Origin of the sequence: Dyella tabacisoli (genome assembly GCF_003350925.1) — a bacterium.
Lineage (GTDB): Bacteria > Pseudomonadota > Gammaproteobacteria > Xanthomonadales > Rhodanobacteraceae > Dyella_C > Dyella_C tabacisoli.
Genome location: NZ_KZ857174.1, coordinates 308,851 through 335,228 on the forward strand (window position 1 = coordinate 308,851; position 26,378 = coordinate 335,228).

Annotated in this window: 19 protein-coding genes; 9 read left to right on the plus strand and 10 right to left on the minus strand. The window is 60.3% G+C overall.

Annotated elements, in window-relative coordinates; genetic code table 11:
• The first annotated feature begins 234 nt into the window (after window positions 1-234).
• Entirely contained in the window at window positions 235-843 is a 609-nt protein-coding gene (locus tag DVJ77_RS05425) for a DNA-3-methyladenine glycosylase (protein ID WP_225427831.1), read from the plus strand.
• Between the two features lie 9 nt (window positions 844-852).
• Here DVJ77_RS05425 and DVJ77_RS05430 read toward each other — a convergent pair whose 3' ends face one another.
• The 7 genes from DVJ77_RS05430 to DVJ77_RS05460 form a co-directional block, all read right to left on the minus strand.
• A complete protein-coding gene (locus tag DVJ77_RS05430) occupies window positions 853-2,538 on the minus strand; it encodes an alpha-amylase family glycosyl hydrolase (RefSeq protein ID WP_114844457.1) in 1,686 nt (561 codons plus the stop codon).
• On the minus strand, window positions 2,535-4,070 hold the full coding sequence (locus DVJ77_RS05435; protein ID WP_114844458.1) for an MFS transporter: 1,536 nt from the start codon (window positions 4,068-4,070) through the stop codon (window positions 2,535-2,537). Before DVJ77_RS05435 ends, DVJ77_RS05430 begins: the two co-directional genes overlap by 4 nt.
• Window positions 4,067-6,274 (minus strand): glucosidase family protein, encoded by a 2,208-nt coding sequence (locus DVJ77_RS05440; protein WP_114844736.1) that lies wholly within the window; start codon window positions 6,272-6,274, stop codon window positions 4,067-4,069. The genes DVJ77_RS05435 and DVJ77_RS05440 overlap by 4 nt, the downstream gene beginning before the upstream one ends.
• Before the next feature lie 156 nt (window positions 6,275-6,430).
• Complete coding sequence (locus DVJ77_RS05445; protein ID WP_114844459.1) at window positions 6,431-8,443, minus strand: glycoside hydrolase family 13 protein; 2,013 nt, start codon at window positions 8,441-8,443, stop codon at window positions 6,431-6,433.
• Window positions 8,444-8,498: 55 nt separating this feature from the next.
• Entirely contained in the window at window positions 8,499-10,835 is a 2,337-nt protein-coding gene (locus tag DVJ77_RS05450; protein WP_318530901.1) for a TIM-barrel domain-containing protein, read from the minus strand.
• 56 nt (window positions 10,836-10,891) lie between these two features.
• Window positions 10,892-12,505 carry an alpha-amylase family glycosyl hydrolase gene (locus tag DVJ77_RS05455; protein ID WP_114844460.1) on the minus strand — a complete coding sequence of 538 codons (1,614 nt, stop codon included), beginning with the start codon at window positions 12,503-12,505 and terminating at the stop codon, window positions 10,892-10,894.
• 140 nt (window positions 12,506-12,645) lie between these two features.
• Window positions 12,646-15,510: a TonB-dependent receptor gene (locus DVJ77_RS05460; protein WP_162791376.1), complete on the minus strand. Its 2,865-nt coding sequence runs from the start codon at window positions 15,508-15,510 to the stop codon at window positions 12,646-12,648.
• Window positions 15,511-15,947: 437 nt separating this feature from the next.
• Here DVJ77_RS05460 and DVJ77_RS05465 point away from each other — a divergent pair, with 437 nt between their 5' ends.
• The 5 genes from DVJ77_RS05465 to DVJ77_RS05485 all read left to right on the plus strand — a co-directional run bounded on the left by DVJ77_RS05465 (window position 15,948) and on the right by DVJ77_RS05485 (window position 21,249).
• On the plus strand, window positions 15,948-17,588 hold the full coding sequence (locus DVJ77_RS05465) for an alpha-glucosidase family protein (protein ID WP_114844462.1): 1,641 nt from the start codon (window positions 15,948-15,950) through the stop codon (window positions 17,586-17,588).
• 423 nt (window positions 17,589-18,011) lie between these two features.
• Window positions 18,012-18,971 carry an SPFH domain-containing protein gene (locus DVJ77_RS05470; protein WP_114844738.1) on the plus strand — a complete coding sequence of 320 codons (960 nt, stop codon included), beginning with the start codon at window positions 18,012-18,014 and terminating at the stop codon, window positions 18,969-18,971.
• A gap of 70 nt (window positions 18,972-19,041) precedes the next feature.
• On the plus strand, window positions 19,042-19,488 hold the full coding sequence (locus tag DVJ77_RS05475) for an NfeD family protein (RefSeq protein ID WP_114844463.1): 447 nt from the start codon (window positions 19,042-19,044) through the stop codon (window positions 19,486-19,488).
• Window positions 19,485-19,859, plus strand: coding sequence for a hypothetical protein (locus tag DVJ77_RS05480; protein WP_114844464.1), 375 nt, complete (start codon window positions 19,485-19,487; stop codon window positions 19,857-19,859). The genes DVJ77_RS05475 and DVJ77_RS05480 overlap by 4 nt, the downstream gene beginning before the upstream one ends.
• A 130-nt stretch (window positions 19,860-19,989) precedes the next feature.
• Window positions 19,990-21,249 (plus strand): threonine/serine exporter family protein, encoded by a 1,260-nt coding sequence (locus tag DVJ77_RS05485; RefSeq protein WP_114844465.1) that lies wholly within the window; start codon window positions 19,990-19,992, stop codon window positions 21,247-21,249.
• 171 nt (window positions 21,250-21,420) lie between these two features.
• On the opposite strand, the gene DVJ77_RS05490 is transcribed toward DVJ77_RS05485, so the two are convergent.
• From DVJ77_RS05490 to DVJ77_RS05500, 3 genes are all read right to left on the minus strand, one after another.
• The gene (locus DVJ77_RS05490) at window positions 21,421-21,741 is read right to left on the minus strand and encodes an H-NS histone family protein (protein WP_114844739.1); all 321 of its coding nucleotides are present in this window, start codon (window positions 21,739-21,741) and stop codon (window positions 21,421-21,423) included.
• A gap of 306 nt (window positions 21,742-22,047) precedes the next feature.
• Complete coding sequence (locus DVJ77_RS05495; RefSeq protein WP_114844466.1) at window positions 22,048-23,745, minus strand: proline--tRNA ligase; 1,698 nt, start codon at window positions 23,743-23,745, stop codon at window positions 22,048-22,050.
• 135 nt (window positions 23,746-23,880) lie between these two features.
• Window positions 23,881-24,297 carry a DUF4124 domain-containing protein gene (locus DVJ77_RS05500; protein ID WP_114844467.1) on the minus strand — a complete coding sequence of 139 codons (417 nt, stop codon included), beginning with the start codon at window positions 24,295-24,297 and terminating at the stop codon, window positions 23,881-23,883.
• 109 nt (window positions 24,298-24,406) lie between these two features.
• On the opposite strand from DVJ77_RS05500, the gene DVJ77_RS05505 reads away from it, so the two are divergent.
• The 3 genes from DVJ77_RS05505 to rimI are packed head-to-tail and all read left to right on the plus strand — an operon-like array spanning window position 24,407 to window position 26,131.
• Window positions 24,407-25,183: a CDP-alcohol phosphatidyltransferase family protein gene (locus DVJ77_RS05505; protein ID WP_114844468.1), complete on the plus strand. Its 777-nt coding sequence runs from the start codon at window positions 24,407-24,409 to the stop codon at window positions 25,181-25,183.
• Window positions 25,183-25,656, plus strand: coding sequence for a hypothetical protein (locus DVJ77_RS05510; RefSeq protein WP_114844740.1), 474 nt, complete (start codon window positions 25,183-25,185; stop codon window positions 25,654-25,656). The genes DVJ77_RS05505 and DVJ77_RS05510 overlap by 1 nt, the downstream gene beginning before the upstream one ends.
• A gap of 4 nt (window positions 25,657-25,660) precedes the next feature.
• A complete protein-coding gene (gene rimI / locus DVJ77_RS05515) occupies window positions 25,661-26,131 on the plus strand; it encodes a ribosomal protein S18-alanine N-acetyltransferase (protein ID WP_114844469.1) in 471 nt (156 codons plus the stop codon).
• Window positions 26,132-26,378 lie beyond the last annotated feature (247 nt).

Sequence of the window (26,378 nt, forward strand, 5' to 3'; positions counted from 1 at the left end):
CACGGCTGCTCCGGCCCCTCCCCCTGCTTGAAGGGGGAGGCTGGGAGGGGGTGAAATCTTGCGGCTAGTCCGCACTCCTCCTCAACCATCCCCTGCTTGTCCCGAAAAAGGGACTCCCTTCGGGAGCAGGGAGGAGGCTGACTGAGGTGAACTTCTGAGACTTTGTGCTACGGACTGCCGGACAATAGCGCACAGAGCGAGCACCTATCGGCGACCCATCCTGTGAGCGTTAACGTGCATTTATCTCCCCTGCCGGCCTGGCCTGGCGTGCCTTTGCCACGATCCTTTTACGATCGCGATCCGCTCGTCGTAGCGCCAGAGCTGCTCAATAAAGTGCTGGCATCTTCTAGTGGACGTGCCGGCCGCATCGTCGAGGTCGAGGCCTATCGTGGAGATATCGACCCTGCCGCGCATACCTATAGGGGCAAGACGGCGCGTAACGCGACGATGTTCGGGCCACCCGGCTTTATGTATGTCTATTTCACTTATGGGATGCATTGGTGTTGCAACACCGTTTGCGAAGCTGAGGGGCAGGGCTCGGGGGTATTGCTGCGCGCATTGGAGCCCATCGCGGGCATTGAGCAAATGCGCAGCGCACGCGCGCGCGTCAAGCGCGACCAAGAGTTATGCAGTGGCCCGGCGCGCCTCACCCAGGCGATGGGGATTGCCGGTGCTCAGAACGGTATTGATCTAGTCTCGGCGCAGCAGGGTTTCAGCGTGCTTGACGATGGCATCGCACCACCGGAAAACCTCGTCGGCACGGCACGCATCGGTATCAGTCGCGGCATGGAGCACCTGTGGCGCTGGTATGTCCCAGGCAACGTCAATGTGTCGAAGCGATAAGCCTCTGATCTATTTCTCCGAAGCGGGATGTCCCTTCTCCTGCATCAAGCGGGTCAGCTCAGCCACGAGGTCGGGCCGGCTGGCAGTGGCGTCAAGCAGATAGATCTGTGCGTCGTGGGCGGCCACGGTGGCGCGCAGTGTGCCGCTTTGGGCTACATCCGTATGGCCGCCGCCGAAAGCTGCCAGCCAGTGCCCGGCTTGCAGGTAGTCGCTGACCTCGAAACTGGCCGCGGTATCGCCCTTGTTGAGCAGCACCAGCGCGATCTGATGCACGCCGTCTTTTTGATACACGCGATAGAACGCCGCCTGATCGCCCTGCATCCGTACCAGCAGCATCAGGCCCTTTTGCAACGCGGGAGTGCGTTGACGCAGTTGTGCGATGCGCTTGAGCTGTCGGTAGATCGGGTTTTTTGGCGCGGCATCGATGCGTTGCTGGCCGAAGTAGTTGCGGTTGCCTTCGTGCTCGCCGCGACCGCGCATGAAGCCGATCTCCGAACCGTAGTAAATCGCCGGTATGCCGCGCGCGGTGAATAGCCAGTTATTGGCATCGATAAAGCCGCTGTCGCTGGCATTGAGCCGCTTCATATCGTGGTTGTCGTAAAAGGTCACCAGCTCGTAGGGGTTGGCGTAGGGACCATTGCGCAGATAGAGATGTTCGCCGAGCTGGCGAAAGTCGCTATGCGGGTGTTCGAACACTTCGGCCATGCGTCCGCGCAAGGGGAAGTCGAGTACGCTGATGCCGCCGTTTTTGGCCCAGGTGTATTGGCCGATATTGTCGGGGTTGTAATCGAATGCCTCGCCAAACATGAAAAAGCCCGGATGTCCGGCGCGGATGCGGGCAGAGAACTGCTTCCAGAATGCCGTGGGCATATGGCTGATGGTGTCGATGCGAAACGCATCGGCGCCCTGATCGATCCACTGCTGGTAGGCACCGACGAAGTAGTCGAGTACGGCGGGGTTTTCGTCGTCGTTATTGGAGAGCTGAGCCAGGTCTTCGTAGGCGTGATAGAAGCGGTGCAAAGGGTTGCGCACCGGATCGAGCTCTGACGGCGGCAGGTTCTGGTGATCGGCGATCAGTTTGCCGTCCCGGTCGAAAATCTGCCCGAACTGCGGCTGTGCTTTGGGCATGCTGAAGGCCGGCGAGCCGTGATTGAGCACGATGTCGAGTACGGTCTTGAGGCCTTGCGCGCGCATTCTCTGCGTGAATTGCGCGAAATCGAGGTCTTTGCTCGGGAGATGCTCGTCGAGCTTGTAGAAGTTCACCCCCCAATAACCGTGGTACCCGGTCTTGCCGCGATCGGCCAGCGATGCGCCCCAGCTCACTGGGTCACCACCAGTGAAGGCTTCGTCGGGGTTGTCGACGATAGGGGTAATCCACACCGCGCCAAAGCCCATGTCGCGGATATAGCGGGCGTTGTCGAGAATGCCTTTGAAATCGCCGCCGAGGTAGCCGATGTTGTCGCTCTCTCCATTCGGGCCGGGCACTGGAATATCGAACGTGCGGTGAGCGCCGCCCTGGTCGCGATGATCGTTGCCGGGGTCGCCGTTGACGAAGCGGTCGGTCATGACGAAGTAGATCGCATGGGCCGCGAAGGGGTGGTCGGTGCCGTAGAACTGCGGCGATGCCGTGGCGGCCTGAGTTTGCCCCGCCGCCAGCGCCAGGGCGATGCCGAGCAGTGTCGTCTTGCTGGTCATGATGAGGCTTCCGTTGTCATCGCGGTCTGCATCGTTGGATTCGCCGGTTCGCGCACGCGCAGCACGCAAAGCCCGGCAACGATCAGGCTGGCGCCGCCCAATACCAGCGCATAGATCGGCTGGCCGTGGAAAAAAACTTTCAGCAGCACGCCCAGCACGCTGGCGGCGAGCAATTGCGGGATTACAATGAAGAAATTGAAGATGCCCATATAGACGCCCATTTTTTGCGCGGGAAGGTTGTCCGACAGCAGCGCATAGGGCAGCGACAAGATCGATGCCCATGCAAAGCCCACCCCAACCATCGACAGCAACAGCCAATGCGGATCGCGGATAAACAGAAACGACAGCAGTGCGGCGCCACCCAGCCAGACGTTGATGAGATGGCTTATGCGTAGACCCAGGCGCCGTACCATCAGCGGTATCACCACGGCGGCCACGGCGGCAAAGCCGTTGTAGGCGGCAAACAGCACACCGACCCAGTTGGCGCCTTCGTTATAGGCCGCCGAATGCGTGTCGGTGCTGCCGTAGTGCACGGCGGTTACCGCCGCAGTGGTGTAGATCCACATCGCGAACAGCGCGAACCACGAGAAGAATTGCACCCAGGCCAGCCGGCGCATGGCGTCGGGCATGGTGTAGAGGTCGCTCATGACCTGGCTGAGCATGTTGGCTTTGGACGGACTGTGCACGGGCGAGTCGCCGCGCTGCGAGCGACTCAGCCACAACAGCGATAGGCCGTAAACAATCATCCCGCCGGCGAGCAGGTACAGCTCATGATCGCCATGCCGGCTGCCGAGCAGCAGCGCGCCGATAACACCTGCCAGCGTCCACCACAGACCGTGGCGTTGCGCTGCCTTGGCGTCGATGGATGGTGTCGCTGAGGGTGCGCTTTCATCGAAGGCCAGTAGCGCCTCAGGTGGGTATTCGCGCGTGGAAAGCACGGTCCATAGGACCGCGCCGAGCAGCACCGCGGCACCTGCATAGAACGCGTACTTCACGGTATCGGGGATGCCGCTCGGGCCGGGCGTATTGCTGAAGCCGAGTTGGGTCAGCAGCCAGGGCAGCAAGGAGGCCACCACGGCGCCCATGCCGATAAAAAAGCTTTGCATGGCATAGCCAAGCGGCCGTTGCCGGGGCGGCAACTGGTCGCCGACAAAGGCGCGGAATGGCTCCATCGATACATTGATCGAGGCATCCATGATCCACAACAAGCCGGCGGCGATCCACAGCGCCGGTGCGTTGGGCATGTATAGCAACGCCAGGGTGGTCAGCACGGCGCCGACAAGAAAATACGGGCGACGCCGGCCCAGGCGGTTCCAGGTACGGTCGGAGTAATGGCCGACGATCGGTTGCACGATCAGGCCGGTCAGCGGCGCGGCAATCCACAGTATCGGGATGTCGGCGACATCGGCGCCAAGCGTTTGAAAGATCCGGCTGACATTGGCGTTCTGCAGGGCAAAACCGAATTGAATGCCGAGAAAGCCGAAACACATATTCCAGATTTGCCAGAACGACAGTGCAGGTTTCGTGCTCATGGTGTCGGCACAATCAGCAGATCGCCCATCGCGGCGGTATTCAGGGCTCCGTCGATGCCGCCCTGGCCGCCGGTGTAATGCGCGTTGTGACGCAGCAAGCTCATATTGAAACCTTCGCTTAGTGAAAACACACATCGCGCGCCGGCATGTGCAGTGAATATGGCCCTGGTGGAGCGGGCGGTGGTGGAGCGTTGCTCGCCACTGCTGTGCGGCATAACCAATGGCAGGCTCTGCGCAGCGCTGCCGTCACACTGTACGTCGAGCCACTTCACTGCCGCTGTAATACCGGTATTGATCGGCCCGTGGTCGTTGGTGTAGTTCAAGGCGACTTCGAATCGGCTGTCGGTCGGGGCAGTCCAGTGCCGTGGCCATGCACCGCCGATACGTGTCATATCGCCTAGGCACAGGCTGGGGCCGGGCAGCGATTCCAGCCCATCGTCAGCCAGCCGGGTCACGCTCAGGCACTGTCGCGTGGGTTGCTGCGCGATGCGGGTCGCGCCATCGATCATGCCGTGAGGCTTGCCGTCGATATAGAGCATGTTTTTGAAAGGCGATGCCTTGCCGCTGACGCCGATACGCCAATAAGTGCCATCGCGTGTCGCGGTCGGTGCCGCCGGTGTCGGTGGTGCGAACAGCGCTGCATCGGTGCGCAGGGGCAATGACGGTGCGGATACGGCTTTCAGCTCCACCACGGTCTGCGTGCCATCGTGGCGTGTGTTGCCGGCAATCAGCAGGTCGCCGTCGAGTGAGCGCGGGCGCACCAGGGTGATCTGTTGTTCGGGCAATTGCAGGCTGATGCGTTGCTTATCGCCAAACAACATCGGTACCAGCGATACCGGCAATTTCGGTTCGATCCGGCCATCGTCGGTAAGACCAAAAACACCTTGGATGACCATATCGAGATAGCCGGCTACCGACCATAGCTGACGCGGCGAATCGACTACCGGGCCGCTGAGCAGGCCGTCATCGACATGAATGGCTTGCGTGGTTAGCTCGAAGTTTTCCATGTTCGAACCGGCCAGCGCGCTGCCGCGCATGAGCGATAGAAGCTCGTGTGCAATACGCGCCGGGTCGTTCACCGTGCGCGCGGCGCGCAAGGCATAGGCGCTGACGAACGGCCAGATCGCGCGGTTGTGATAAATCGGCTGGTCGGCGCGTTCGGGCCAGATCACCGGGCTGCCGGCCGGCCAGCTAGGATAGTTTGCCAGTGCGGCGCGCGCGCGATCACCCTCGGCGACACCGCTGGTGATGGCTAGCGCCGTGCCGAGCAAGTCATAGGCCTCGAACGGGGCGCCGTCACTGCCGATGTAACTCATATACAGGCCGCGATTGCTACGCCAGAAATGCGTATTGATGGCCAGCTTCAACGCCTGTGCCTGCGCGCGATAGTCGGCGGCCTTGCTATCGCCATGTTGCGCGGCCAGCGTGGCGGCTAGGCGCAGCGCCTCGTAATGCAGCACATTGGTCGATAGCGCGAAAGACTGGGCGATAAAGCTCACATCCTTGGCCGTCCAGCCCGGATAGCTTTGTTCGCGCCAGTCGAGAAACGAGGTTTCGCCGCGATAGAGGCCGTAGTCGGTATCGAATACGTATTGCCGGTCTTGTGCCAGGGTGTCGGTAAGCGCCTGGCGAACCTGCTCGGCAAAGGCCTGGTCGCCCAGCAGATGGCGCGCGCCGAGAAACCACACCATGCGATCCGTACTGATCGGCCAGCTACCACCCGAACCGGTGTCTTGCAGCACATACAGGCCTTGTGCCGCACCTGGCTCGCGCACGTCCGATAGCTTGAAACGCAGCGACGCTTTAGCTCGCGCGGGGTCGAATCGCCATAAGCCGAGATCCACCGCGTAAGAGAGATCCCGTGTCCATACGTAGTGCCACTTCTCACCGGTTTCAAAGCAGTGACAGGGGATGGCTTGGCCGCGATCGAAAGCGTCGTCGGCAATGGCGTTAACCGAGTCGCGTTGGAGATCGTCCTGCGCTAGCGCGAACAGGCCGTCGAACAGCGGGCTGGCGGTTTGTGTTTGCCACGCTGCCACGCTGATGTTGCGACGACCGAACGGGCCTTCGAGTGTGTAGTTGTGGTTGCTGTCGACGGTGATGTGCGCGTGCTGCTCACGCCAGGTGATGCCATTGGGCTCGTTAGCTGCCACGTAGGAAGGGGTTACGGCGAGTAAGGCAGTCATAAGCGTGCCAAGCAGCATGACGTGCTCTGCGCCTGCGCGTGATCGTTTCTTGTTCACATCTGTCATGCGCGGGCATCATCGGTTGGAGACATATCGCAAGTCCTTACCCCCTCCGGGCCTCCCCCTGCGCAGGGGGAGGGGTAAACACGGGGTTTGGGTGTTATTGCGCAACCCTTATTGGGCAAGGATCGCACCGTAGTGGCCGTTGACCGTCAACGTAACGTTGCCATTGCTTACCGTGTACTGGTTGCCGCTGAGCAAATCGGTCACGCTGCTGCCGTTGCTCATGCTCATTTTCCATACCGGCACGGTAACCGTGTGCGAGGTGCTGTCGTTGTTCAAGGCCACAGCGATTCGGTGATTCTGATCGAGGCGGCCGTAGCTATAGATCCGGTTATTGTCGTCGGTGAGCAAGGTCATGAATGAGCCGGTGCGCAGTGCGGCGTATTGCTGGCGGATGCCGGTGAGCTTTTGCGTGAGTGCTACCGCGCTGTTGGTGCTGCTGCCGGTGCTCCAATCGAAGGTGCGGCGATTATCGGGATCGCTGCCGCCCTGCATGCCGTACTCGTCGCCGTAGTAAATAGTCGGCGTGCCGACGTAGGTCATCTGGAAGATCAGCGCGATATAAGTCTTCCAGATATCGCCGCCAGCGCGGGTGCCGAAGCGCTGGATGTCATGACTGCTGAGGAAGTTACTCATCGTCTGCTGCACGTTAGTCGGGTAGTTGGCCCGCGTGCCATGCAACCAGCTATCGAATTGGCTGACCGGGATGGTTGCCGTATTGCCGCTGTAGTCCAGGCCGGTGATCCATTCGGAGACCGGTTGGGTGAAGCCGTCGTAGTTCATGGCGCCGTCCCACTGGCTGCCGTCGCTGGCCCAGGGGTTGGCATTGCCCCAGAACTCACCGAGAATCTCCGCCTGGGCGTTGATCGATTTCACCGCCTGGCGTAGCTCGGTCATGATTTGATGATTGACGGCATCGCTGCCGTTGTTGCCGCCGGCGTCGATGTATTGCGCCGCATCGAGGCGCCAGCCGTCGATGCCATAGGGCGCCTTCAAATAGGTCTGCACCACCGATGTGCCGCTGCTGTAGATCTGCTGGCGCAACGCCGAGCCGCTGGTGCCGTAGTCCAGCTTGGGCAGGCTGGTGAAGCCGTAGAACGAGGAATAAGTGCCGGGCCATTGCTGGAACGTGTAATAGGCGTACCAGGGGCTGGAGGTCGATTGATACGCGCCCACCGTGCTCCACCAATGATATTTGTCGAACCACTGATGGGTATCGCCAGTGTGATTGAACACGCCGTCGAGAATCACATAGCCACGCGGTCCGTTGCTGCTGCTATGCACGTCGGCGATCAGTTGCTGCAGCAGAGCGTTGCTGCCGAAAGCGGGATCGACCGTGCTGTAGTCCTCGGTGTCGTACTTATGCACGCTGGGCGCATGGAAGATCGGCGTGAGGTAGAGAATATTCGCGCCGACTGTGTTCTTCAGATAGCCGAGCTTTTGATCGATGCCACTGAGGTCGCCACCGAAGAACACCAGATTGTTGGAGCCGCCGTTGTCGGCATAGACACTGCCGCCCCAGGCGTGTTTCTGCGTACTTTGGCCGGCGTAGCTGTATTGGCCGGTTTGCACGTCGTTGCTGGTGTCGCCGTTATAAAAGCGGTCGGGAAAGATCTGGTACATCACGCCGTTCTTCATCCAGTCCGGCGTCTTGAAGCCGGGGATGATGAAGAAGTCGCCCGATGATGGCTCCGCCGAGGTGATGCCTGCCGCGTTGTACCAGGCGGTAGCGCTGCCGTCGTTGAGCTGAAAGCGGTAGTACTTTGTCGATGCGCTGGCCGGAACGGTACCTTGCCAGTAGTCGAAATTGCCGGTGGCATCGTTGGAAACCCAGGACATCGGCACCCAATGGAAGCTGCTGTCGGCACTGTCGTAGTACTTGATGTTGGCGCTGGTGAGGTCGTTCTTGTAGGTCCGAAACGTCAGCGTGATCGTCTGCGTCGCCGTCGGTTCCGGCGCACTGTTGTACAGCGGACCTTGATCGTGAAACAGGCCATCCCATTCGACATTGTTGTCATGACTTGCCGCTTGCGCCTGAGTCGCCAGGGCGAGCGCCAGTACCGCCGCCAAGGCGATTTGCAACGCGGGCGCCTTACGGCGCGGTAGATAAGCTTGGATATGCATCGAGCCTTCTCCTGCGGTGAATGGATGGGTCTGCACTGACTGCTTCGTCGTTTGATTACTTCAGGGCCAGCGCGATGCGGCGCTGATGACCGCTCGCTATGCGCAGGTAGGTCACCGTGCCGAACCGATCGTTACCGTTCGCCCAGCCTTCACCGCTGCTCTGCCGCAACGCATCGAGGCTGGCGAATGCGGTCAGCGGATCGCCTTCGTTAGCCACGGCTGTTGCAACGGGGCCATGGATCTTGACCAGGTAGAACGCGAGTGCCGGCTTGAAATCGCCCGACGGCAAAGTGGTCTCGAACACGATGGCCTGGTCGTGCTTTTGTGCGGCGAGCGTTTGCCGAAAATACGCGCCGTGCTCGTAGGCGTAACTGTTGCCGTCATCGTCGTAATAATCGAAGGCGCGGCGCTCAGCGCTGGGGAAAACCTCGACCTCGACCTCGGTAGATGGGTGCTGGCCAACATAGTCCATCGCCGATTGCGTGGGGATGATCGCGCCCGCGCGGATAAACAGCGGTATGTCGCGCCATTGCTTGGCATCCACGCTGTACTCGATGGTCTGGCCGCCGCTGTAGTGCTTGCCGCTGAACCAATCGATCCAGTCTCCGGCCGGCAAGTAGATCGGCTTGCGCGTCTGCCCCTGTTGCACCACGGGCGCGACCAGCAAGTAGTCGCCGAACATCCAGGCATCGCTGTCGTCGCGCACGCTAGGGTCGTTCGGCCAATCGAACAGCAGCGGACGCACCAGCCCGATGCCGCTGACATGGCGCTGGTATTCATAGCTATAAATGTAGGGAATCAAGGCGTAGCGAAGGCGAATGGCTGCCGTGGCGGCTTGCTCGGCAACGGCTCCATACATCCACGGCTGGCGCTTCTCGTTGAAGGTGCCATGTACGCGAAAGATCGGGGTGAAGGCGCCGAACTGAATCCAGCGCGTGTAGTTTTCCGGGCTGGGGTGTGACTTGAAGCCACCGCCATCCATGCCCCATTGCATCGCGCCGAGATTGATCGCGCTCAACATGCGTTGGCGCTGCCCGGCCATGCTGTCGAAGCTGGTAGGAATATCGCCGGACCATAAGCCATAGGCGTAACGCTGCGCGCCGAGATAGAAGTTACGGTTGATCGACCAGACGCGTTGATTGGAGCTGGCACGCTGGCCGTCGTAGAGCGCGCGCTGCATGTTCATATGCTGGCTGTCCACGCCGCTTTCGTCGGCTTCGTCATTCCACCAGCCGACGATGCCGGTAGTGAACGACTGCTTCAGGGCGTCGTTGAAAAACCATGCGCGTACCGCCGGCCGGCCGAAATCCAGTTCGCGTATCGGCTGGTGCGAAAAGTAGTCCGGCGAGGTTTGGCTGTTCGCCAGCCAGAAACCATGCGCGCTGGCGTAGCGGCCTTGCTCGGTATCGACATGGATGCGCGGCTTCATGATGCCGGTCAGGTGGATGCCGCGATGATCGAGCTCGCTTTTCAGCTTGCCGCTGGGGCCATCGGGAAACTTGCTGGCGTTCCAGCGGAACTCGCCGTAGTGGTCCTCGCCCCAGGCTTTCCAGTCGAAGTCGAGGGTGAAATTGTCGATGGGGATGGCCTTGGCCCGATAGGTGTCGACGCTATCCAGCAATTCCCTTTCATCAATACCCCACTGACTGTTGGTAAAACCCATCGCCCATTTCGGAAACATGGGCGTATGGCCGCTGACTTGGGCCAGGGCGGCGAAAATATCGCGCGGCCGGCCGACGAAGAGATAGACGTCGGTGATCGGTTGTTGCTTGCCGTGTACGTCAATACGTTCCGATGCGAGTACGAACTGCGCTGCTTGGGCATCGGCCAGTACACCGTAGCCGGTGGTACTCCATACGAAAGGCGCGCCGGCGAAACCTTGTTTGCCAGCGCTGGCTACATGCGAGCCCTCGCGGAGCAGGCCGTCGGCCTGTTCGATGGCGTCGTAACCGTGAATGCCGTATAGCGCATCGTTCTTGTCGTGCTGTAGCTGCAGTTGACCGTGGGTAAGCGCCAAGGGATCGATTTGCAGCAGCGACTTATGTTGCGCGTCTTCCAGCATGAGTTGCCTGCTTTGCGGATTCCAGCGCAGGCGGAGCTGCGTTGAAGCAAGCGTCAGCGCCTCGGCCTGTTGTTGAATCTGCGGGGCGGCAAAGGCCGGGTAGGTGGCTTGCGGATCGATCACCATGGTGCTGGGTGATGGCGCCGCATGCGATGGCGTGTAACGAAGGTGGACGATGTCAGGAGCAAGCAAGCGTGCGGTCAGCCTGCCTTGTTCGGTGACCAGATCGATGCCGTCCCGAGTCGATTGCGCCGTGATATTCATGTCACTGCCCGTCGCTGCAAGCGTGAGAGGTGCGGATAAGCCGGCCAGCAGCAACAGGCCGATCAAGCCTGCTCTAGTCAGGCCCGATTGAAATCGTTTTGAACAGGTTCGGTGCAGCCTCGTCATTGCAGCACCGCGGAGCTGTAGGGCGGCATGGTCAACTGCCCATCTTGCAAGGCGACGCCGGGCTTGCTGGTGACTAGCACCTTGGCAGCCTTGGCGGGTATCGCTTGTGGTTTGTTCGACAAGTTATGTACGACCAGTACGCGACTGTCGGCATCCGCCCGTTCGTAAGCGGCGATGCATGGATTGTCGACGGGGTAGCTGCGTAGATCACCATCACGAAGCGCACTTATCTGCATGCGCCAGTGGATCAGGCGAGCGTAGAAGTTCCATAGAGAATCGGGGTCGGCCTGTTCGGCCTCGACCGATACGTCGCCGCCTTGTCGTGCGGTCGATGCCTTCCAGCGGGTCTCACCGGTCGCATCCGCTGCGCGCTGCCAGCGCATGGGTTCGCGCAGGTTGGGGTCGGGCTTGCGCCCCTGCATGCCCAGCTCTTCGCCGTAGTAGATAAACGGCCGGCCGGGCAAGGTGAGCAGCATCGCCGCGGCCATCCGCATGTGCTGCGGGTTGCCGCCGAGCTGGCTCATAACCCGCTCTTGGTCGTGATTGGAGAGAAAGGGCGCATCTCCGCTATAGCCGTCTATTACATGGTGTTCGGCGGTTTGGCGATAAGCCGTATCGGTACGCTCCAGCATGGCGCCGAGCGTATCGCCGCGTTCTTGCCGCGCACTCTGGATCAACTGTTCGGCCAGGGGGAAATCGAATACTGAGCCGAGTGGCTGCAGATACGGCGCGAGTTGAGCGGTGGAAAGCCCGGCCACTTCGCCGACCAGGTAGGTATCCGGTTTTACCGCCGCCATCCCTTGGCGGAATTCAGTCCACCACACCACGTTTTTGCGCACGGTTTCAGGTTTGTCGGAGTCGGTGCGCAGGTCGTCATAGATATGTCGGGCCGCATCAAGACGGAAGCCATCGACCCCTCGGCGTAGCCAGAACTGACCCACCTGGATCATTTCCTGGCGCACGGCCGGATGGTCGTAATTGAGGTCGGGCATCGCCCCGGTGAAATCGCCCAGGTAATGCTCTATTAAAGCGGGGCTTATCGGAGCGGGCTCTATTGAAGCGGACTGCGCTTTGACCGCATGCCAGGCGGGGCCGCCAGCGGCGCTGATGGCGTGCAAGTCGGTCTTTGCTCCGGCCCAGGTATACCAGTCGTGATGTGGGTCGTCGGGATGCAACGCCGCCTGGAACCAGGGATGTCGATCGCTGGTGTGATTGATGACCAAGTCGATGATGACCTGGATGCCGCGCTTATGCGCCTCGCTCAGCAGGCGGTCGAAGTCTTGCATGCTGCCGTACTGCGGGTTGATCGCGTTGTAGTCGGTGACGTCGTAACCGTGCACGCTGGGCGAGGGATTGATCGGCATCAACCAAATACCGCTGACGCCAAGCTGCTGCAGATAATCGAGCTTGGCCGTCACACCGTTGAGATCGCCGATGCCATCACCGTTGCTGTCGTACCAGGAGCGCACGAAGATTTCGTACCAGACGCCCGATGCCTGGCTGGAGATTGCACCAGGCGCCTCGGTCGCGCGGGCGGCACACAGAGGGCCGCAACCCAGGCCAAGCGCCAGCAGAACGGCAAGCCAGTGAAACGAACGAAACCGCGACATGCCTTGCTCCATACGATGGTCTACCTTCGACGGAGCGGTTGACCGGGCAGTGGATGGCCGGGGCCGGTGACCGTTACGCCGGGCCTGTGCCTACATACATCGCGCCGGCTTTCCTTGCGAAAAGCCGGCGCCCGGACGGTTTACATCTTGAAATTGAGGCCGAGGTAGCTGGTACGGCCGAAGTACTGGATCGTGCCGGTTTGCGAGGTGTTGCCGCCGAAGTAGGTGCGGGTCGGCTGGTTGCCGATGTTGAGCATCTGGTAGACCACGCTCAACTGGTCGGTGATCGCATATGAGGTCTGAAAGTCATAGACCGTTTCGGATGCGAATGTAACCAGTTGGTTGTTGACGGCGATCTGCGTGTCGGAGACAAACGAGGAGCGGTAGTTCGCCGACACGCGGGCCGAGAACGGACCGTTGTCGTAGAACACCGCGCCGCTGGCCACGCGACGCGACAGGCCCGGCAGGCCGATGTAGGTCGTCGGGCCGCCCAAGTTGGTCGGGTTGCGTACCGAGCTGGAGGTCAGCGAGTAGTTCGCCTGCACGCCCAGGCCGGACCAGATGCCGGGTAGAAAGTGGGTCTTGGAGAAGCCCAATTCCAGGCCGCGCAGATTGCCGCCCTTGGCGTTGTAGGCGGTTTGGTACTGACCGTTCAAATACGGCTTGCCGGTGGTTGGATCGGTCGGCACCGTGATGCCGGCTGCGGCAAAGTTGTAGTTGTTGTAGGTGACGTTCTGGATGAACGAGTCGATGTGCTTGAAGAACACACCGGCGGTCAGCGCACCCGACGAATCGTCGAAGTAGTGCTCATAGCCCAAGTCGTATTGCTGGGCGCGCAGCGGGTTCAGCAGCGGGCTGGTGCCGCCCCATACGTTGTACTGGCCATTGGAGATCCAGGAGCCGGCGCCGGCCAGCATCAAGTCGATCGGCGGACGAGACAGTACCTTCGCGGCCGAGAAGCGGGCCTGGTCGTTGTCGGTCAGGTGGTAGATCAGGTTCAACGAGGGCAGGTAGTCGGTATAGGTCTTGCCGACCTTGATCGGCGCATAGTCAGTGCTGATGACGCCGTAGCCGTCGGCGATCGGCACGCCGGCGCCATTGCCTACTTGCTGCAGGCCATAGCTGTACTGGGACTGGCGCGACATGCGCATGCCGACATTGCCGGTCAGTTGGTGGCCGAACAACTGGGCATCGATATCGGCCATCACAAACAGGTCGCGAGTTTTCTCGTTGACGCTGCCGCTTTGGATCTCCGACCAGCTATTTTTCCAGTCCTTTACCGGCGTGGCGGTGATGCCGTGCGCCGCCAGGATGGCCGGGCCGTTGAGCTTCAGGAAGCAGGGGAAGGAGCCGAACGTACCTTTCCAGCAGGTAGTCTGGGCGTCGCTACCGTTGAGGGTCAGTGGCGGCTGGCCGGCTACTGGCGAGGTGTTCCACTCCGAGCCGTAAACGTAGACGGAGCGGTCGGCTCGATAGTTGTGGTTATTCATATAGACGCCCGCTTCGAGCGCCGACAGCCAGGAGTTATTCGGCAGGTCGTACTTCACGCTGGTGCGGAACGCTTTCATTTTGTCGTGGTAGACGTACGGATACACGCCATAGCGCGACAAGGCCATATCGCTGAGATTGGTATAAGCCCCAGGGTTGGCGAACGAGGCCGTGCCGATGCCGCGCCCGTGCAGCATGTAGGTCAACGACTGCGGCATCAGTTGCGGATTGGCGCTGCCCAGGCCGGTGTAGGGGTCGGCCGTAGTATCGACGTTGATCTGGTGGCTGGCCGCGCGCGACAGCGATACGTCGCTATCGAGATGCCAGGGGCCATGGTTCCACTTCAGGTTCAGGCCACCGGAAAACACATTGGAGACCGTGGTGTAGTTGTCGGCGGTAGTCTCGTTAGAGAACTGATTGCCGCCGACGCCGGCCGGATTGCTGCTGACGGTGCCGCCGATCATCGTGCCCAGCGAGCTGAACACCGGGTTGGTGATCTGCGCGTTGTTGCCATAGAAGTTCTGCGAGCGCAGGCCATAGCCGAACGACTCGTTCTTGAACTTCGAGAAGAAGCCGTCGCCGGTCAGTTGCAGTTCGTCGGTGGGCTTCCACACCACGGTGCCCATATAGCCGGTGCGGCGCTCTTCGCCGCCGTTCTGCTGTAGCTGGATGCCCTGCGGCAGATAGGCCGACTGGCCGTTGGCGAGGGTGTATTTCTGACCGTCGGACGCCTCGCCGACGAACTGCTCGGACACATGCGGCTGGTACATCTGCGCCATACCAAGGCCCACGCCCAGCGTGTTGTCGAGAAACTTGCCCTGATAGGCGGCACTGAGGCGGTAGCCGAGTGCGCGGGCGCCGGTAACGTCATGCGCCTGGCCGTTGTAGCTGCCGCGTGCGTCGACGTTCAGCGACTGATCCTTGCTGTTCTCCAGCGGATTGGCCGTCTGCAGGCCGATGGTGCCGCCGACGCCGCCGGTAATCAGCGAGGCCTGCGATGACTTGTACACCGTGGCCATATTGATTAGCTCGGACGGGTACTGGTCGAACTGAATGTAATTGCTGCCGCTGGTCGAGGGTTGCTCGCGGCCGTCCAGGGTGGTCTGGATGAAGTTGCCCGAGAGACCGCGGATGTTGATCTGCGACGCCTGGCCGGCAATGCGCTCGGCAGAGACGCCGGGCAGGTGGGTGAGCGAGTCGGCGATCGACTGGTCGGGCAGGCCGCCGATGTCGGCTGCGGTAATCACGTTCTGGATGGTGTCGGCATAGCGTTGGTAGTCGATCGACTTCTCGACGCTATTGCTATAGCCGGTAACGGTAATCCCGGAGAGGCTCTTGGCCAGGGTGTTTTTTTCCTCGGGCTTCTGGGTCTTGCTGGTGTCGTCCTGCGGTGTAGACGTCTGCCCTGCAGGCGCGGTAGCTGCGCCGTCGGTGACAGGCGCTGCCTGAATGCCGGCAGTGAAGCACAAGCCGGCCGAAGCCATGGCCAGAGCGAACATATTGAGTTTAAGCGTCACCGTTTTCCCCTCCCCGGGTTACAGCTTTTTATGTGGCTAGTTTTTTATGTGGCTGAAGCAGCCGTCGCCAGCCCATCTTTTTTCAGAACTGTCTTATGGCGGCTAAGGCACCGCAGCGTTGATGGTTGACGGTAACCACCAAGGTGGCGGTCATGGTAGGTGCGGCCAGTGGCGTGCGTATCGTTTTATGCATACGTATTCATTGCTGCTGTCATGCAGCTAAAAGGCCGGCGCCGATGCTTATCAAGCGCATGAATTCGGGTTGTTTTGTCGCTCCGCATCGATCTTGCGAAGTGCTGCACTGCAATGACTGCCGAAATGAATACGTATGCAGTTGCGCCGGCACGGCCGCATGCTCCGATTAAGCTGCCCGGCACGCGGCGGCTGAGCATCTTGCGGATGCGTGGCCGCGATACAAGAGCCCTGGACGAAAGCCTATGAGTGACGCCCCTTGGTGGCGTAGCGCCGTCATCTATCAGATCTATCCCCGTAGTTTTCTCGATACCAATGGCGATGGCGTGGGCGACCTGCCGGGCATCATTCAGCGGCTCGATTATGTTGCCAGCCTGGGCGTGGACGCGATCTGGGTGGCGCCGTTTTTCCGCTCGCCGATGGCCGATTTTGGCTATGACATTGCCGATTACCGCGACGTCGATCCGCTGTTCGGCAGCCTGGATGATTTCGATCGGCTGCTGGCCAAGGCGCATGGCCTGGGTTTGAAAGTAATGATCGACCAGGTGCTCAGCCACACCTCGAACGAACACGCCTGGTTTCGCGAAAGCCGCCAAAGCCGCGATAACCCCAAGGCCGATTGGTATGTATGGGTGGACGCGCGCGAGGACGGCACACCGCCCAACAACTGGCTTTCACTGTTCGGCGGTACGGCCTGGCGCTGGGAGCCGCGGCGCGGGCAGTACTACTTGCACAACTTTTTATCCTCGCAGCCGGATCTGAATTTTCATAACCCCGATGTGCGCAGCGCTGTGCTGGATAATGTGAAGTTCTGGCTGGACCGTGGCGTGGACGGCTTACGCCTGGATGCGATCAACTTCTGCTTTCATGATCGCCAATTGCGCGATAACCCGGCCAAGCCGAAAGAGGCGCGGGTGGGGCGCGGCTTCAGTGCGGATAATCCGTATGCGTTCCAATACCACTGGTACAACAACACTCAGCCAGAGAATCTGGCCTTTCTGGGTGACTTGCGCGCGTTGCTGGATCGCTACCCGGATGTCGCCGCGCTGGGCGAGATCTCATCGGAGGATTCACTCGCCACCATGGCCGAATACACCCGTGGGCAACGTCTGCACATGGGCTATAGCTTTGAGTTGCTGACCGACGATTTCAGCGCCGGCTATATCCGCAGCACCGTGCAAAATCTGGAGGCGCAGATGACCGAAGGCTGGCCATGCTGGGCAATCTCAAACCACGACGTGAAACGCGTGGTGACGCGCTGGAATCATGGGCATGCGAACGATGGGCCGCAGTCGGCGGCATGGGCCGGCATGCTTACCGCGATGCTTTGCTCATTGCGCGGCTCGGCCTGTATTTATCAAGGCGAAGAATTGGCCCTGACCGAAGCCGACCTGCCTTACGAGGCATTGCAAGATCCTTACGGCATCGCTTTTTGGCCCAGCTTCAAAGGGCGCGATGGTTGTCGCACGCCGATGCCTTGGGACGACAGCGATCACGCGGGCTTCAGTCACGCGGCGCCATGGCTGCCTATTGCCGACGAACACCGTGTATTGGCAGTGGCGCAGCAAGAGCGCGATCCGCATTCTGCTTTAAGCCTTTTTCGCGCATTTATGCACTGGCGTAAGGATCAACCGGCCTTGCGTTGGGGCGATATCGATTTTATCGATACGCCGGAGCCGGTGCTGGCGTTTACTCGCAGCGTGGCGGGCGACACGGTGTTGGCGGCGTTCAATCTCAGTGGGCAGGCGGTTGATTTGAGTTTGCCGCTGGTGGGGCGGGCGGAGCATTTGAATGGGCATGGGTTGGCCCAGGGCACGTTGGTGGGGGGGCGTTTGCAGTTGCCTGGGTTTGGGGTTTTGTTTGCGCGGGTGACTGGGGTGGGGTGAGGGGGGCTTTTGCTCTTCCGCGAGGTTGTTCGCCTGCGGCGGGCTTTCGGCCACCTGCCGGTGGTCGAGTCACTTTTCTTTGCTTGCTCAAAGAAAAGTAACCAAAAGAAAGAGCACCCCGGTGAGTCGCCCTTCGGGTACGTGAGGGTCGGCCGGGCTTTTCGACAGTGCATCCATGCACTGGCGAAAAGGCATCGACATCCATGTCGATGCCCCTGCGGGCCTGATCGTCCAACCCTCACCGACGCACAGGGGCCCCAAGGTCAAGAGCAACAGCAACAGCAACAGCAACGTCAAAAGCAGCCGCTGCGCCGCTTTTGCCCCTCCCCCTACTTGTAGGGGGAGGCTGGGAGGGGGTGCACCCTTGCCGCAAGCAGCACCTATACTCCCAGAGGTCTACACAAAGGGAAGGGTGTTATGGGTATGGGTCAAGTTCTCGCGTTGGTCTTCATTATTGTTGCCGTCATTGTCTGCGCCAAATGGGTACGTATCGTGCCGCAGGGCTATGAATGGACGGTGGAGCGTTTTGGTAAATACACACGCACGTTGTCGCCGGGGCTGCATTTTCTGATCCCCATCATCTACAACATCGGTCGCAAGATGAACATGATGGAGCTGGTGCTGGATGTGCCCAGCCAGGATGTCATCACCAAAGACAACGCCGTGGTGCGCGTGGATGGCGTGGTGTTTTATCAGATTCTGGATGCCTCCAAGGCGGCGTATGAGGTCTCCAATCTGGAGCAGGCCTCGCTGGCCTTGGTGATGACCAATATCCGCACGGTGCTCGGCTCGATGGATCTCGATGAGTCGCTCAGTCAGCGCGATGCGATCAATGCCAAGCTGCTGAATGTGGTGGATGAGGCGACGCACCCGTGGGGCGTCAAGGTCAATCGCATCGAGATCAAGGACATTGCGCCGCCGCGCGATCTGATCGATTCGATGGCACGGCAGATGAAGGCCGAGCGCGAAAAGCGCGCGAACATTCTTGAAGCCGAGGGCTTCCGTCAGTCGGCGGTGCTGAAGGCCGAGGGTGAGAAACAATCGGCGATTCTCGCCGCGGAGGGCAAGAAGGAAGCGGCTTTTCGCGAAGCCGAGGCGCGTATTCGTCTGGCCGAGGCCGAGGCAAAGGCCACCCAACTGGTTTCCGACGCGATTGCCAACGGCAACGTCAATGCGCTCAATTATTTCGTTGCCAATAAGTATGTCGAGGCACTGAAAGAAATGGCGCATTCGCCGAACCAGAAAATGCTGCTATTGCCGATGGAAACCACCGGTATTCTCGGCTCGCTGGCAGGTATTGCCGAGCTGGCAAAAGACTCGTTGAGCCAACAGCAATTGGATAAGGCCACCGCCGTGCGTCGTACACCGCCATCGGTGGGGTGAGGTGATGCTTTGCCAGCCCTTGCACGCAGGGGCTGGCGTTCTATCTACTCGCTAGCTCCTGGAGTCATCCATGTTTTCAACCGTTGCAACGCATTACCTGTGGTGGATTGTGGCGCTGTTGTTGATCGCCGCCGAGGTGGTCCTGCCGGGTTATTTCATGTTGTGGATCGCCATTGGCGCGGCCTTGACCGGGCTGTTTCTGCTGCTTGCGCCTGGGCTGTCGATGTTGGCGCAGGCGATGCTTTTTGTCGTGCTGGCGTTTCTGTCTTGCGTGGCTTATTGGTACTGGCTGCGGCCCAAGCTGCAACGCAGTGAGCCGGGTGACGCGCGGCTCAATCGTCGTGGAGAGCAATTGATCGGTCAGCGTTATGTGCTGATCGAGGCGATCGTCAACGGTCGTGGCAGGGCGCGAGTAGGCGATGGTCAATGGCTGGTCAGCGGGCCGGACTTGCCGCTGGGCAGCACGGTCGAGGTGATTGCGGTCGAAGGCACGACGCTGAAAGTGCGCGCCGCATGACGCAGCCATCGGGAGGGGCGCGCTTACTGCGTTGGTTTGGGCGATTCTTGTTGGTATCGGTGTGGCTGCTGGTGCTGGTGTATGGGGCGCTGGTCGGCTGGTATGTGCCGATTTGCCCAGGATCCTACGGCGATGATCCTCTGAGTTGGAGTTTGTTTCTGCTGGTCATCGGCAGCCTCTATATCTGGCAGTTGCCACTGCTTGGCCTGGCGGTTGCTGCCGTGTTGGCCTCGATGCCTGCCTGGTTTGCGCGGCACCGATCGCGTTTGTGGCGTTGGTGCGTGTCATCGGTACTCTTGGTCTTGCTGCTGTGCGCCCTCGTGTCGTGGCTTAGTGGCGAGCGCGGGAGTTGCCATATGAGTTTCATATGAGAGTGAACGGGCATCTGGGCTGTGCGTATTTTGTGGGTAAGAATGGCCGCATGAATGCATCCTCTTCCAGACCGTGTTTCTGCCCTGTACCACTGCCGGTTGCCTCCGTGTGCCTTGATGCGGGAACAGCATGAGTAATCGGTTCGCTACCGCCGCGCTCAATACCCGCCTGGCATTTCTGCTTGAACTGACGCGCCGCCTGCATCAATACGGCACGGCGGCACCGCGCCTGGAAATGGCGGTGGCTGGAGCGGCGCAACGCATCGGACTCTCGGCCGATGTCTGGTCCAGCCCCACCGCGGTCATCATTTCGTTCACCGATCAGGCCCAGGGCGAAGATGGCATCGCGCAGGTAACCCAGGTGATGCGGTTGCCACCGGGCGAGATCAATCTGGCGCGGCTGTGCGAGGCGGATACCATCGCCGATCGGGTCATTAGCGGTGAGCTGGATCTACGCGAAGGGTTTCGCCTGCTGCGTGCTTTAGGCCGGCCCGACACATGGCGAGCCCAGGCCGCCGCGATAGCCAGCTACGGTCTGGCCGCCGCCAGCGTGGTGGCTTTGTTGCTGCATAGCGGCTGGGCCGATCTGATTACGGCGAGTGTCATCGGCTTAATCATTGGCAGTTTTACCGTGCTATCCGCGACACGCCCGCGCTTGGCAGTGGCCAGCGAGGCTATCAGCGCCATGGTCGCCACCACCGTGGCGATTATGGTCAGTGCTTTTGTAGTGCCATTGGCGATTAAGTCGGTGATATTGGCCGGCCTGATCGTCTTGCTGCCCGGCATGGCATTGACGACAGCGGTGCGTGAGATCACCAGCCAGCATCTGGTCGCCGGCATGGCGCGTATGGGAGGAGCGGTATCGACGTTACTTAAACTAACGTTTGGTACTGTGGCTGCAACTCAATTATGCGAGGCGGCCGGTATTCAAGCGCGTGATTTAGCCATGGCGCCATTGCCGGCGTGGATGGATAACGTGGCATTATTGCTGGGCGCTTTTGCTTTCGCGATCTTATTTCGAGCAGCCCGCCGCGACTGGTTAATCGTGATGGCGGCCGTAGTACTCGGCTATCTGGCAACGCGCTGGGGCGGCGCTATTTCCGGCTCATTGCCAAAAGCGCCATTTGGCGTATTTCTCGGCGGTTTGCTGTTAAGTGCATTGGCCAATGGCTACGCGCGTTTCGCGCATCGTCCGGGTGCGGTAATACGCGAACCCGGCATCATTTTGCTGGTGCCGGGCAGTGTCGGCTTTCGCAGTGTGTCTTATTTATTGGATCGCGATACCACACTGGGAATGGATACCGGGTTGCTATTGATTACCTTGCTGGTTTCGCTGGTGGCCGGGCTAATGTTTGGTGATTTGCTGATTGCGCCACGCCGCTCGTTGTAACAGATAAGTAACATGTTCCGTGACCGATCCTGTTTGAGCCGCTGCGGTCGCAGTGGTCTGTAACATGACATTCGGATATGAGGCGGGACATGAAAACGCCGGCATATAGCCGGCGCTTTACTCAGCCACATTGTCCGCAGGAGTAAGCCCGCGAGACCTGGCCTGAAAAGATCAGATCAGCAGATCTTTCTCTTTCTTACCAGCCTTCAATGCATTGTTGAACCAGTGCGGACGCTTGCCGCGACCGGACCAGGTCTGCGCCGGATCGGCTGGATTGCGGTATTTCGGCGGAACCGTGCCACCGGACTTACGGGTGGCTTTGCCGCGACCGAAAATGTCTTCAAGGGTAAAGCCTTCGGCTTTGACCAGCGCGTGGATCTTCTCGCGCAGCTTGCCGACGCTCTCCTTGCGGATGTCTTCTTGACGGAGCTGTGCCTTGCTGATGAGCTCATTGAGCTGCTTGTGATTTAGGTTTTTGATATCGACTGCCATGTGTGGACTCCCGGGTGAGTTCAACAAAATGTTCTTCCACTGCTGCGTTGCAATGTAATTATTGTGGGTGAATACCGCTGTATTGCGGAAGTTATTCTTACCGATCTTTTCCTTGAATGCAAAGTCCTTGATATACAACGGATCGATAGTAATAGTTCCCGTGTGCCCGGATCGGGTCGGCAGGGGTATCGTTATTCGATGAATCCGGGGCCGGCGATGGCATATTCATCGGGCGATTACGGGAGGCAATGGCCGCATTGCGCGGCCATTTTCTTTTGCTGAATATCGATGGTTTAACGGCTCTGGTTAACCGAGTAAGGCCCAGAGCTCATCGATGGTGATAGTGCGATTTTCAGCCTGATCGCGCGCGCGATATTCCAAAGTGCCTGCAGCCAGGCCGCGTTCACTCACCACGACACGATGCGGAATGCCGATCAATTCCATATCGGCGAACATGGAGCCGGGACGCAGGCCGCGATCGTCGAGTACGGTTTCGATACCGCGTTCGGATAGTTGCTGATATAAGGCTTCGGCGGCTTCGGTAACGGCCGGTATGTTTCTCTGGTTGATAATACAAACCGCGATACGCCATGGTGCCATCGGTTCGGGCCAGATCATGCCGGCTTCGTCGTGACGCTGCTCAATGGCAGCGGCGACGATGCGGCTTACGCCGATACCGTAGCAGCCCATGTACATCACCTGAGGTTTGCCCTGGTCGTCCGGCACGGTGGCTTTCAATGCCTCGGCGTATTTCTGGCCGAGCTGGAATACATGGCCCACTTCGATACCGCGCGCGATATGCAAAACGCCCTGGCCGTCCGGTGAGAGGTCGCCCGCAACCACTTTGCGCAGATCTTCGACGCGGGTGATGCGCGCGTCGCGCTCCCAGTTGGCGCCGCTGTAATGGGTGTCGTTGGCATTGCCGCCGCAGATGAAATCGGCCAGTACGGCCGCGCTGCGATCGACGATGACCGGAATGGAGTCGGGCAGGCCGACCGGGCCGATAAAGCCCGGACGCGTGCCGGTAGCGGCGAGAATTTCCTCTTCGCTGGCAAGCACTGAATCGCCTGGAAGTTCGGCCAGTTTGCCGGCTTTGATTTCGTTGATCTCGTGATCGCCACGCAGGCACAGCGCCACCAGGCCGTTTACGCCGCGAACCATTACGGTCTTGAGTATGCGATCGGGGGTGGTGCCGAAGTGTGCGGTCGTGTCCTCGACGGTGCGCACCCGTGGCGTGTCGATGCGCTGCAAAGCCGCTGCCGGGGCAGGCCGTGCGGTGGCGGGCGCGAGCGCTTCGGCCTTTTCGATATTCGCGGCGTAATCGGAACCGTCCGAAAAGGCGATGGCGTCTTCGCCCGAATCGGCCAATACCTGAAATTCGTGGCTGGCGTTACCGCCGATGGCGCCGGTGTCGGCTTGCACGGCACGAAATTTCAAGCCAAGCCGGGTAAAGATGCGGGAGTACGCCTGGTACATGACCTCGTAGGTTTCGTTTAGCGATTCCGGTGTGAGGTGGAAGGAGTAGGCATCCTTCATCAGAAACTCGCGTGCGCGCATCACGCCGAAGCGCGGGCGTATTTCATCGCGGAATTTGGTCTGGATCTGATAGAAATTGATCGGCAACTGCTTATAGCTTTTCAGCTCGTTGCGCGCGAAATCGGTAATGACTTCTTCATGGGTAGGGCCGTAGCAGAACTCTTGCTCTTTACGGTCTTTGATCTTTAGCAACTGGTTGCCGAATTTCTCCCAGCGTCCGGTTTCTTCCCACAGTTCTTTGGGCTGGATCGATGGCATCAGCATTTCGATGGCGCCGGCGCGGTTCATTTCTTCGCGCACCACGGCTTCGACCTTGCGCAACACCCGCAAACCAAGCGGGCTCCAGGTATAGAGGCCGGAGGCGAGCTTGCGGACCATACCCGCACGCAACATCAGCCGGTGGCTGGTGATTTCGGCGTCGGCAGGAACTTCCTTGACGGTGGCCAAGTGGAATTGGCTGAGGCGCATGTGGCTGAATCCGGCGTGTAAAGACGCCGATTATAGCCAATAGACAGAGCGAGCTTTTTTGCGTGCGTCGCTTTTCCCGCCCGCTGCGGCCCATTCACTTGAGCGGGCCGCATCAGGGGGGTGGTCAATCAGTGCTTATCTCGCACAAAACTGCTGGTATTGCGCTTCGGCGGTGGCTTTTTGTTGTTTGCGCCCGGCAGTGTCCATCAGCTTCTGCTGCTTGCCGTCCTGGGTTACCAATGGGTCGTTGCCCTTGAGCATGTCCAGGTTGGCTTGCAGCGTGGCGCAAAGCTTATTGCGGTTTTCGGGCGTGTCGGCCATCGGGTGGGTGGCAGGCGCCGTACTGGCTGCGGAGGGCTGCTCGGCGGGCTCGGCCGGTGTCGCTAATGCAGTGGTGCTGCCGGTAATTTTCACTTGCTGGTGGCGGGTGCCGGCCGGAGGGGCCTCTTGCGAGTAATGCACGGTGCCGCTGCTATCGGTCCATTTGTAGAACTGGGCGTTGGCCAGGGGCGCCAGCAGAAGCAGCGCGACGGCGATCAGCGGACGACGCATGGGGTTTCTCCGATAAGCGAAAAGGCGGTGGAGTAGTTAACACCTGCTGGGTAACCGGACTCAAGCGCCTAATGGTTTACACTTCGCGCATCCCGTCACGGATTGATTCATGAGCGATAGCACGCCAGTTCGCACGCCGCGGCACCGGGGGATTTACCTGCTGCCCAACCTGTTTACCACCGGCGCCATGTTTGCCGGCTTTTACGCCATTGTCGCCAGCATAGGCGGCAGCTATAGCGAGGCGGCGATTGCCGTATTCATTGCTGCCGTGCTCGACGGCATGGATGGCCGTGTGGCCCGGCTTACCGGGACGCAGACCGAATTCGGAGTGCAATACGACTCTTTGTCCGACCTGATTAGCTTTGGCCTGGCGCCTTCGCTGGTGATGTACACCTGGTCGCTATCCAGCCTGAAGGACTACGGCCCTACCTGGGGCAAGATCGGCTGGGCGGCGGCTTTTATCTACGCGGCCTGTGCCGCATTGCGCCTGGCTCGCTTCAATACCCAGGTCGCGGTGATCGACAAGCGCTATTTCCAGGGTTTGGCCAGTCCCGCCGCCGCTGCAGTGTGCATGTCCTTCGTCTGGAGTTGGGACAAGGCCGGCGCCACCGGTGAGGAATTCTGTTTCGTCATGCCGGTGGTCGCGGTGATCGTCGGTTTGCTGATGGTCAGCCGTTTTCGCTATTACAGCTTCAAATCGCTGCCGATGGGCGAGCGCGATCGGGTGCCGTTTCTGTGGATGATTGTGGCGGTATTGGTGCTGGTGCCGTTCTTTGTCGCCCCGCCGTGGGTGTTGCTCGCGGTATCGGTGCTGTACATGCTGTCCGGGCCGGTGATGACCTTATGGGGTCTGGCCACGCGTCGCCGCCGTCGAGGTAATGGATGATGCAGCAGGCGGTCGCCGGCACGACGCATAGAGCGCGCTTGCTTCGCGCCCTGGGTGTCACGCCTTGGGTCCGTCGCCATGTCGCCACCGAGCAGCCTGCGGCTGCGGTAGTTTCGGCAATGACGGTGTCACCGGGTGATTGTGTGGTGTTGCTGCCGGCCGGCGGGTCGCCGCGATCGCTCGATTTGCTGGGTCGCGCGCTATGCGCCTATGGACCGTCACTGGCCAGGGCTGCGCGGATCGAGGTTGCCGAGGGACGTCTGGCGACGGTGCCCGAGGCGCGGGCTTATCTCGTATTCGGTCAATCGCAAGCGCATGCGTTGGGCCGCGAATTATCGGCCGAGGTGCTTAATCGTGCGCATATTGTGCTTGCCGATGAGCCGGCCGAGGTATTGACCACAGCGGCGGGCAAGCGACGTTTGTGGAGCGCGCTGCGCAGTTTGCGCCGTGCGCTGGCGGTGACGGGAAGCTAACCGCGTGGTCGCCGTTGCCCGCCCGCAAACCCAGGTACGCGCCATGCGCCGCGAGGATCTACCCGCGGTTTGCGCCATGGAAGCCGATTCATACGATTTCCCTTGGACGCCCGGCATTTTCAGCGATTGCCTGAAAGCGGGCCATCCGTGTTGGGTGCTGTGTGTGGACGATGTCATCGCCGGCTACGGCATTCTCTCGGCCGCCGCCGATGAGGCTCATGTACTGAATCTATGCATCGGCCAGGCGTACCGTGGGCAGGGGTTGGGGCGGCATTTGCTGCGCCGTTTGCTCGATATCGCACGCTGGAATGGCGCCGAGCGGGTGTTTTTGGAAGTGCGGCCGTCTAATCCGGTGGCGAAGGTGTTGTATGAGTCGGTGGGGTTTAATGAGATTGGGCGGCGGCCGAATTATTATCCGGCGAAGCAGGGGCGCGAGGACGCTATTGTGATGGCGTTGGAGTTGTTGGCGTCGTAGTTGGGAGGCTTGGCGAGCTGGTTCGCCTGCGGCGTTTTCGGCCACCTGCCGGTGGTCGAGTCACTTTTCTTTGCTTGCTCACGCACCCGCAGGAGCGGGTGCGAACAGCGAAGCTGGCCCGAAGGGCGAAGGGCATGGATGCCCGGAGTAAAGAAAAGTAACCAAAAGAAAGAGCACCCCCATGCAGCGCTCTACGGGCATCCTGCCCTGCGAGTGCGTGAGGGTCGGCCGGGCTTTTCGACAGTGC

Coding starts and splice junctions, on each gene's coding strand:
- DVJ77_RS05435 (WP_114844458.1), bottom strand. CDS start 4,070: ATGAGCACGAAACCTGCACTGTCGTTCTGGCAAATCTGGAATATGTGT.
- DVJ77_RS05510 (WP_114844740.1), top strand. CDS start 25,183: ATGCAGCAGGCGGTCGCCGGCACGACGCATAGAGCGCGCTTGCTTCGC.
- DVJ77_RS05440 (WP_114844736.1), bottom strand. CDS start 6,274: ATGCTGCTTGGCACGCTTATGACTGCCTTACTCGCCGTAACCCCTTCC.
- DVJ77_RS05485 (WP_114844465.1), top strand. CDS start 19,990: ATGAGTAATCGGTTCGCTACCGCCGCGCTCAATACCCGCCTGGCATTT.
- DVJ77_RS05445 (WP_114844459.1), bottom strand. CDS start 8,443: ATGCATATCCAAGCTTATCTACCGCGCCGTAAGGCGCCCGCGTTGCAA.
- DVJ77_RS05505 (WP_114844468.1), top strand. CDS start 24,407: ATGAGCGATAGCACGCCAGTTCGCACGCCGCGGCACCGGGGGATTTAC.
- DVJ77_RS05465 (WP_114844462.1), top strand. CDS start 15,948: ATGAGTGACGCCCCTTGGTGGCGTAGCGCCGTCATCTATCAGATCTAT.
- DVJ77_RS05455 (WP_114844460.1), bottom strand. CDS start 12,505: ATGTCGCGGTTTCGTTCGTTTCACTGGCTTGCCGTTCTGCTGGCGCTT.
- DVJ77_RS05500 (WP_114844467.1), bottom strand. CDS start 24,297: ATGCGTCGTCCGCTGATCGCCGTCGCGCTGCTTCTGCTGGCGCCCCTG.
- DVJ77_RS05480 (WP_114844464.1), top strand. CDS start 19,485: ATGACGCAGCCATCGGGAGGGGCGCGCTTACTGCGTTGGTTTGGGCGA.
- DVJ77_RS05475 (WP_114844463.1), top strand. CDS start 19,042: ATGTTTTCAACCGTTGCAACGCATTACCTGTGGTGGATTGTGGCGCTG.
- DVJ77_RS05470 (WP_114844738.1), top strand. CDS start 18,012: ATGGGTCAAGTTCTCGCGTTGGTCTTCATTATTGTTGCCGTCATTGTC.
- DVJ77_RS05490 (WP_114844739.1), bottom strand. CDS start 21,741: ATGGCAGTCGATATCAAAAACCTAAATCACAAGCAGCTCAATGAGCTC.
- DVJ77_RS05495 (WP_114844466.1), bottom strand. CDS start 23,745: ATGCGCCTCAGCCAATTCCACTTGGCCACCGTCAAGGAAGTTCCTGCC.
- DVJ77_RS05430 (WP_114844457.1), bottom strand. CDS start 2,538: ATGACCAGCAAGACGACACTGCTCGGCATCGCCCTGGCGCTGGCGGCG.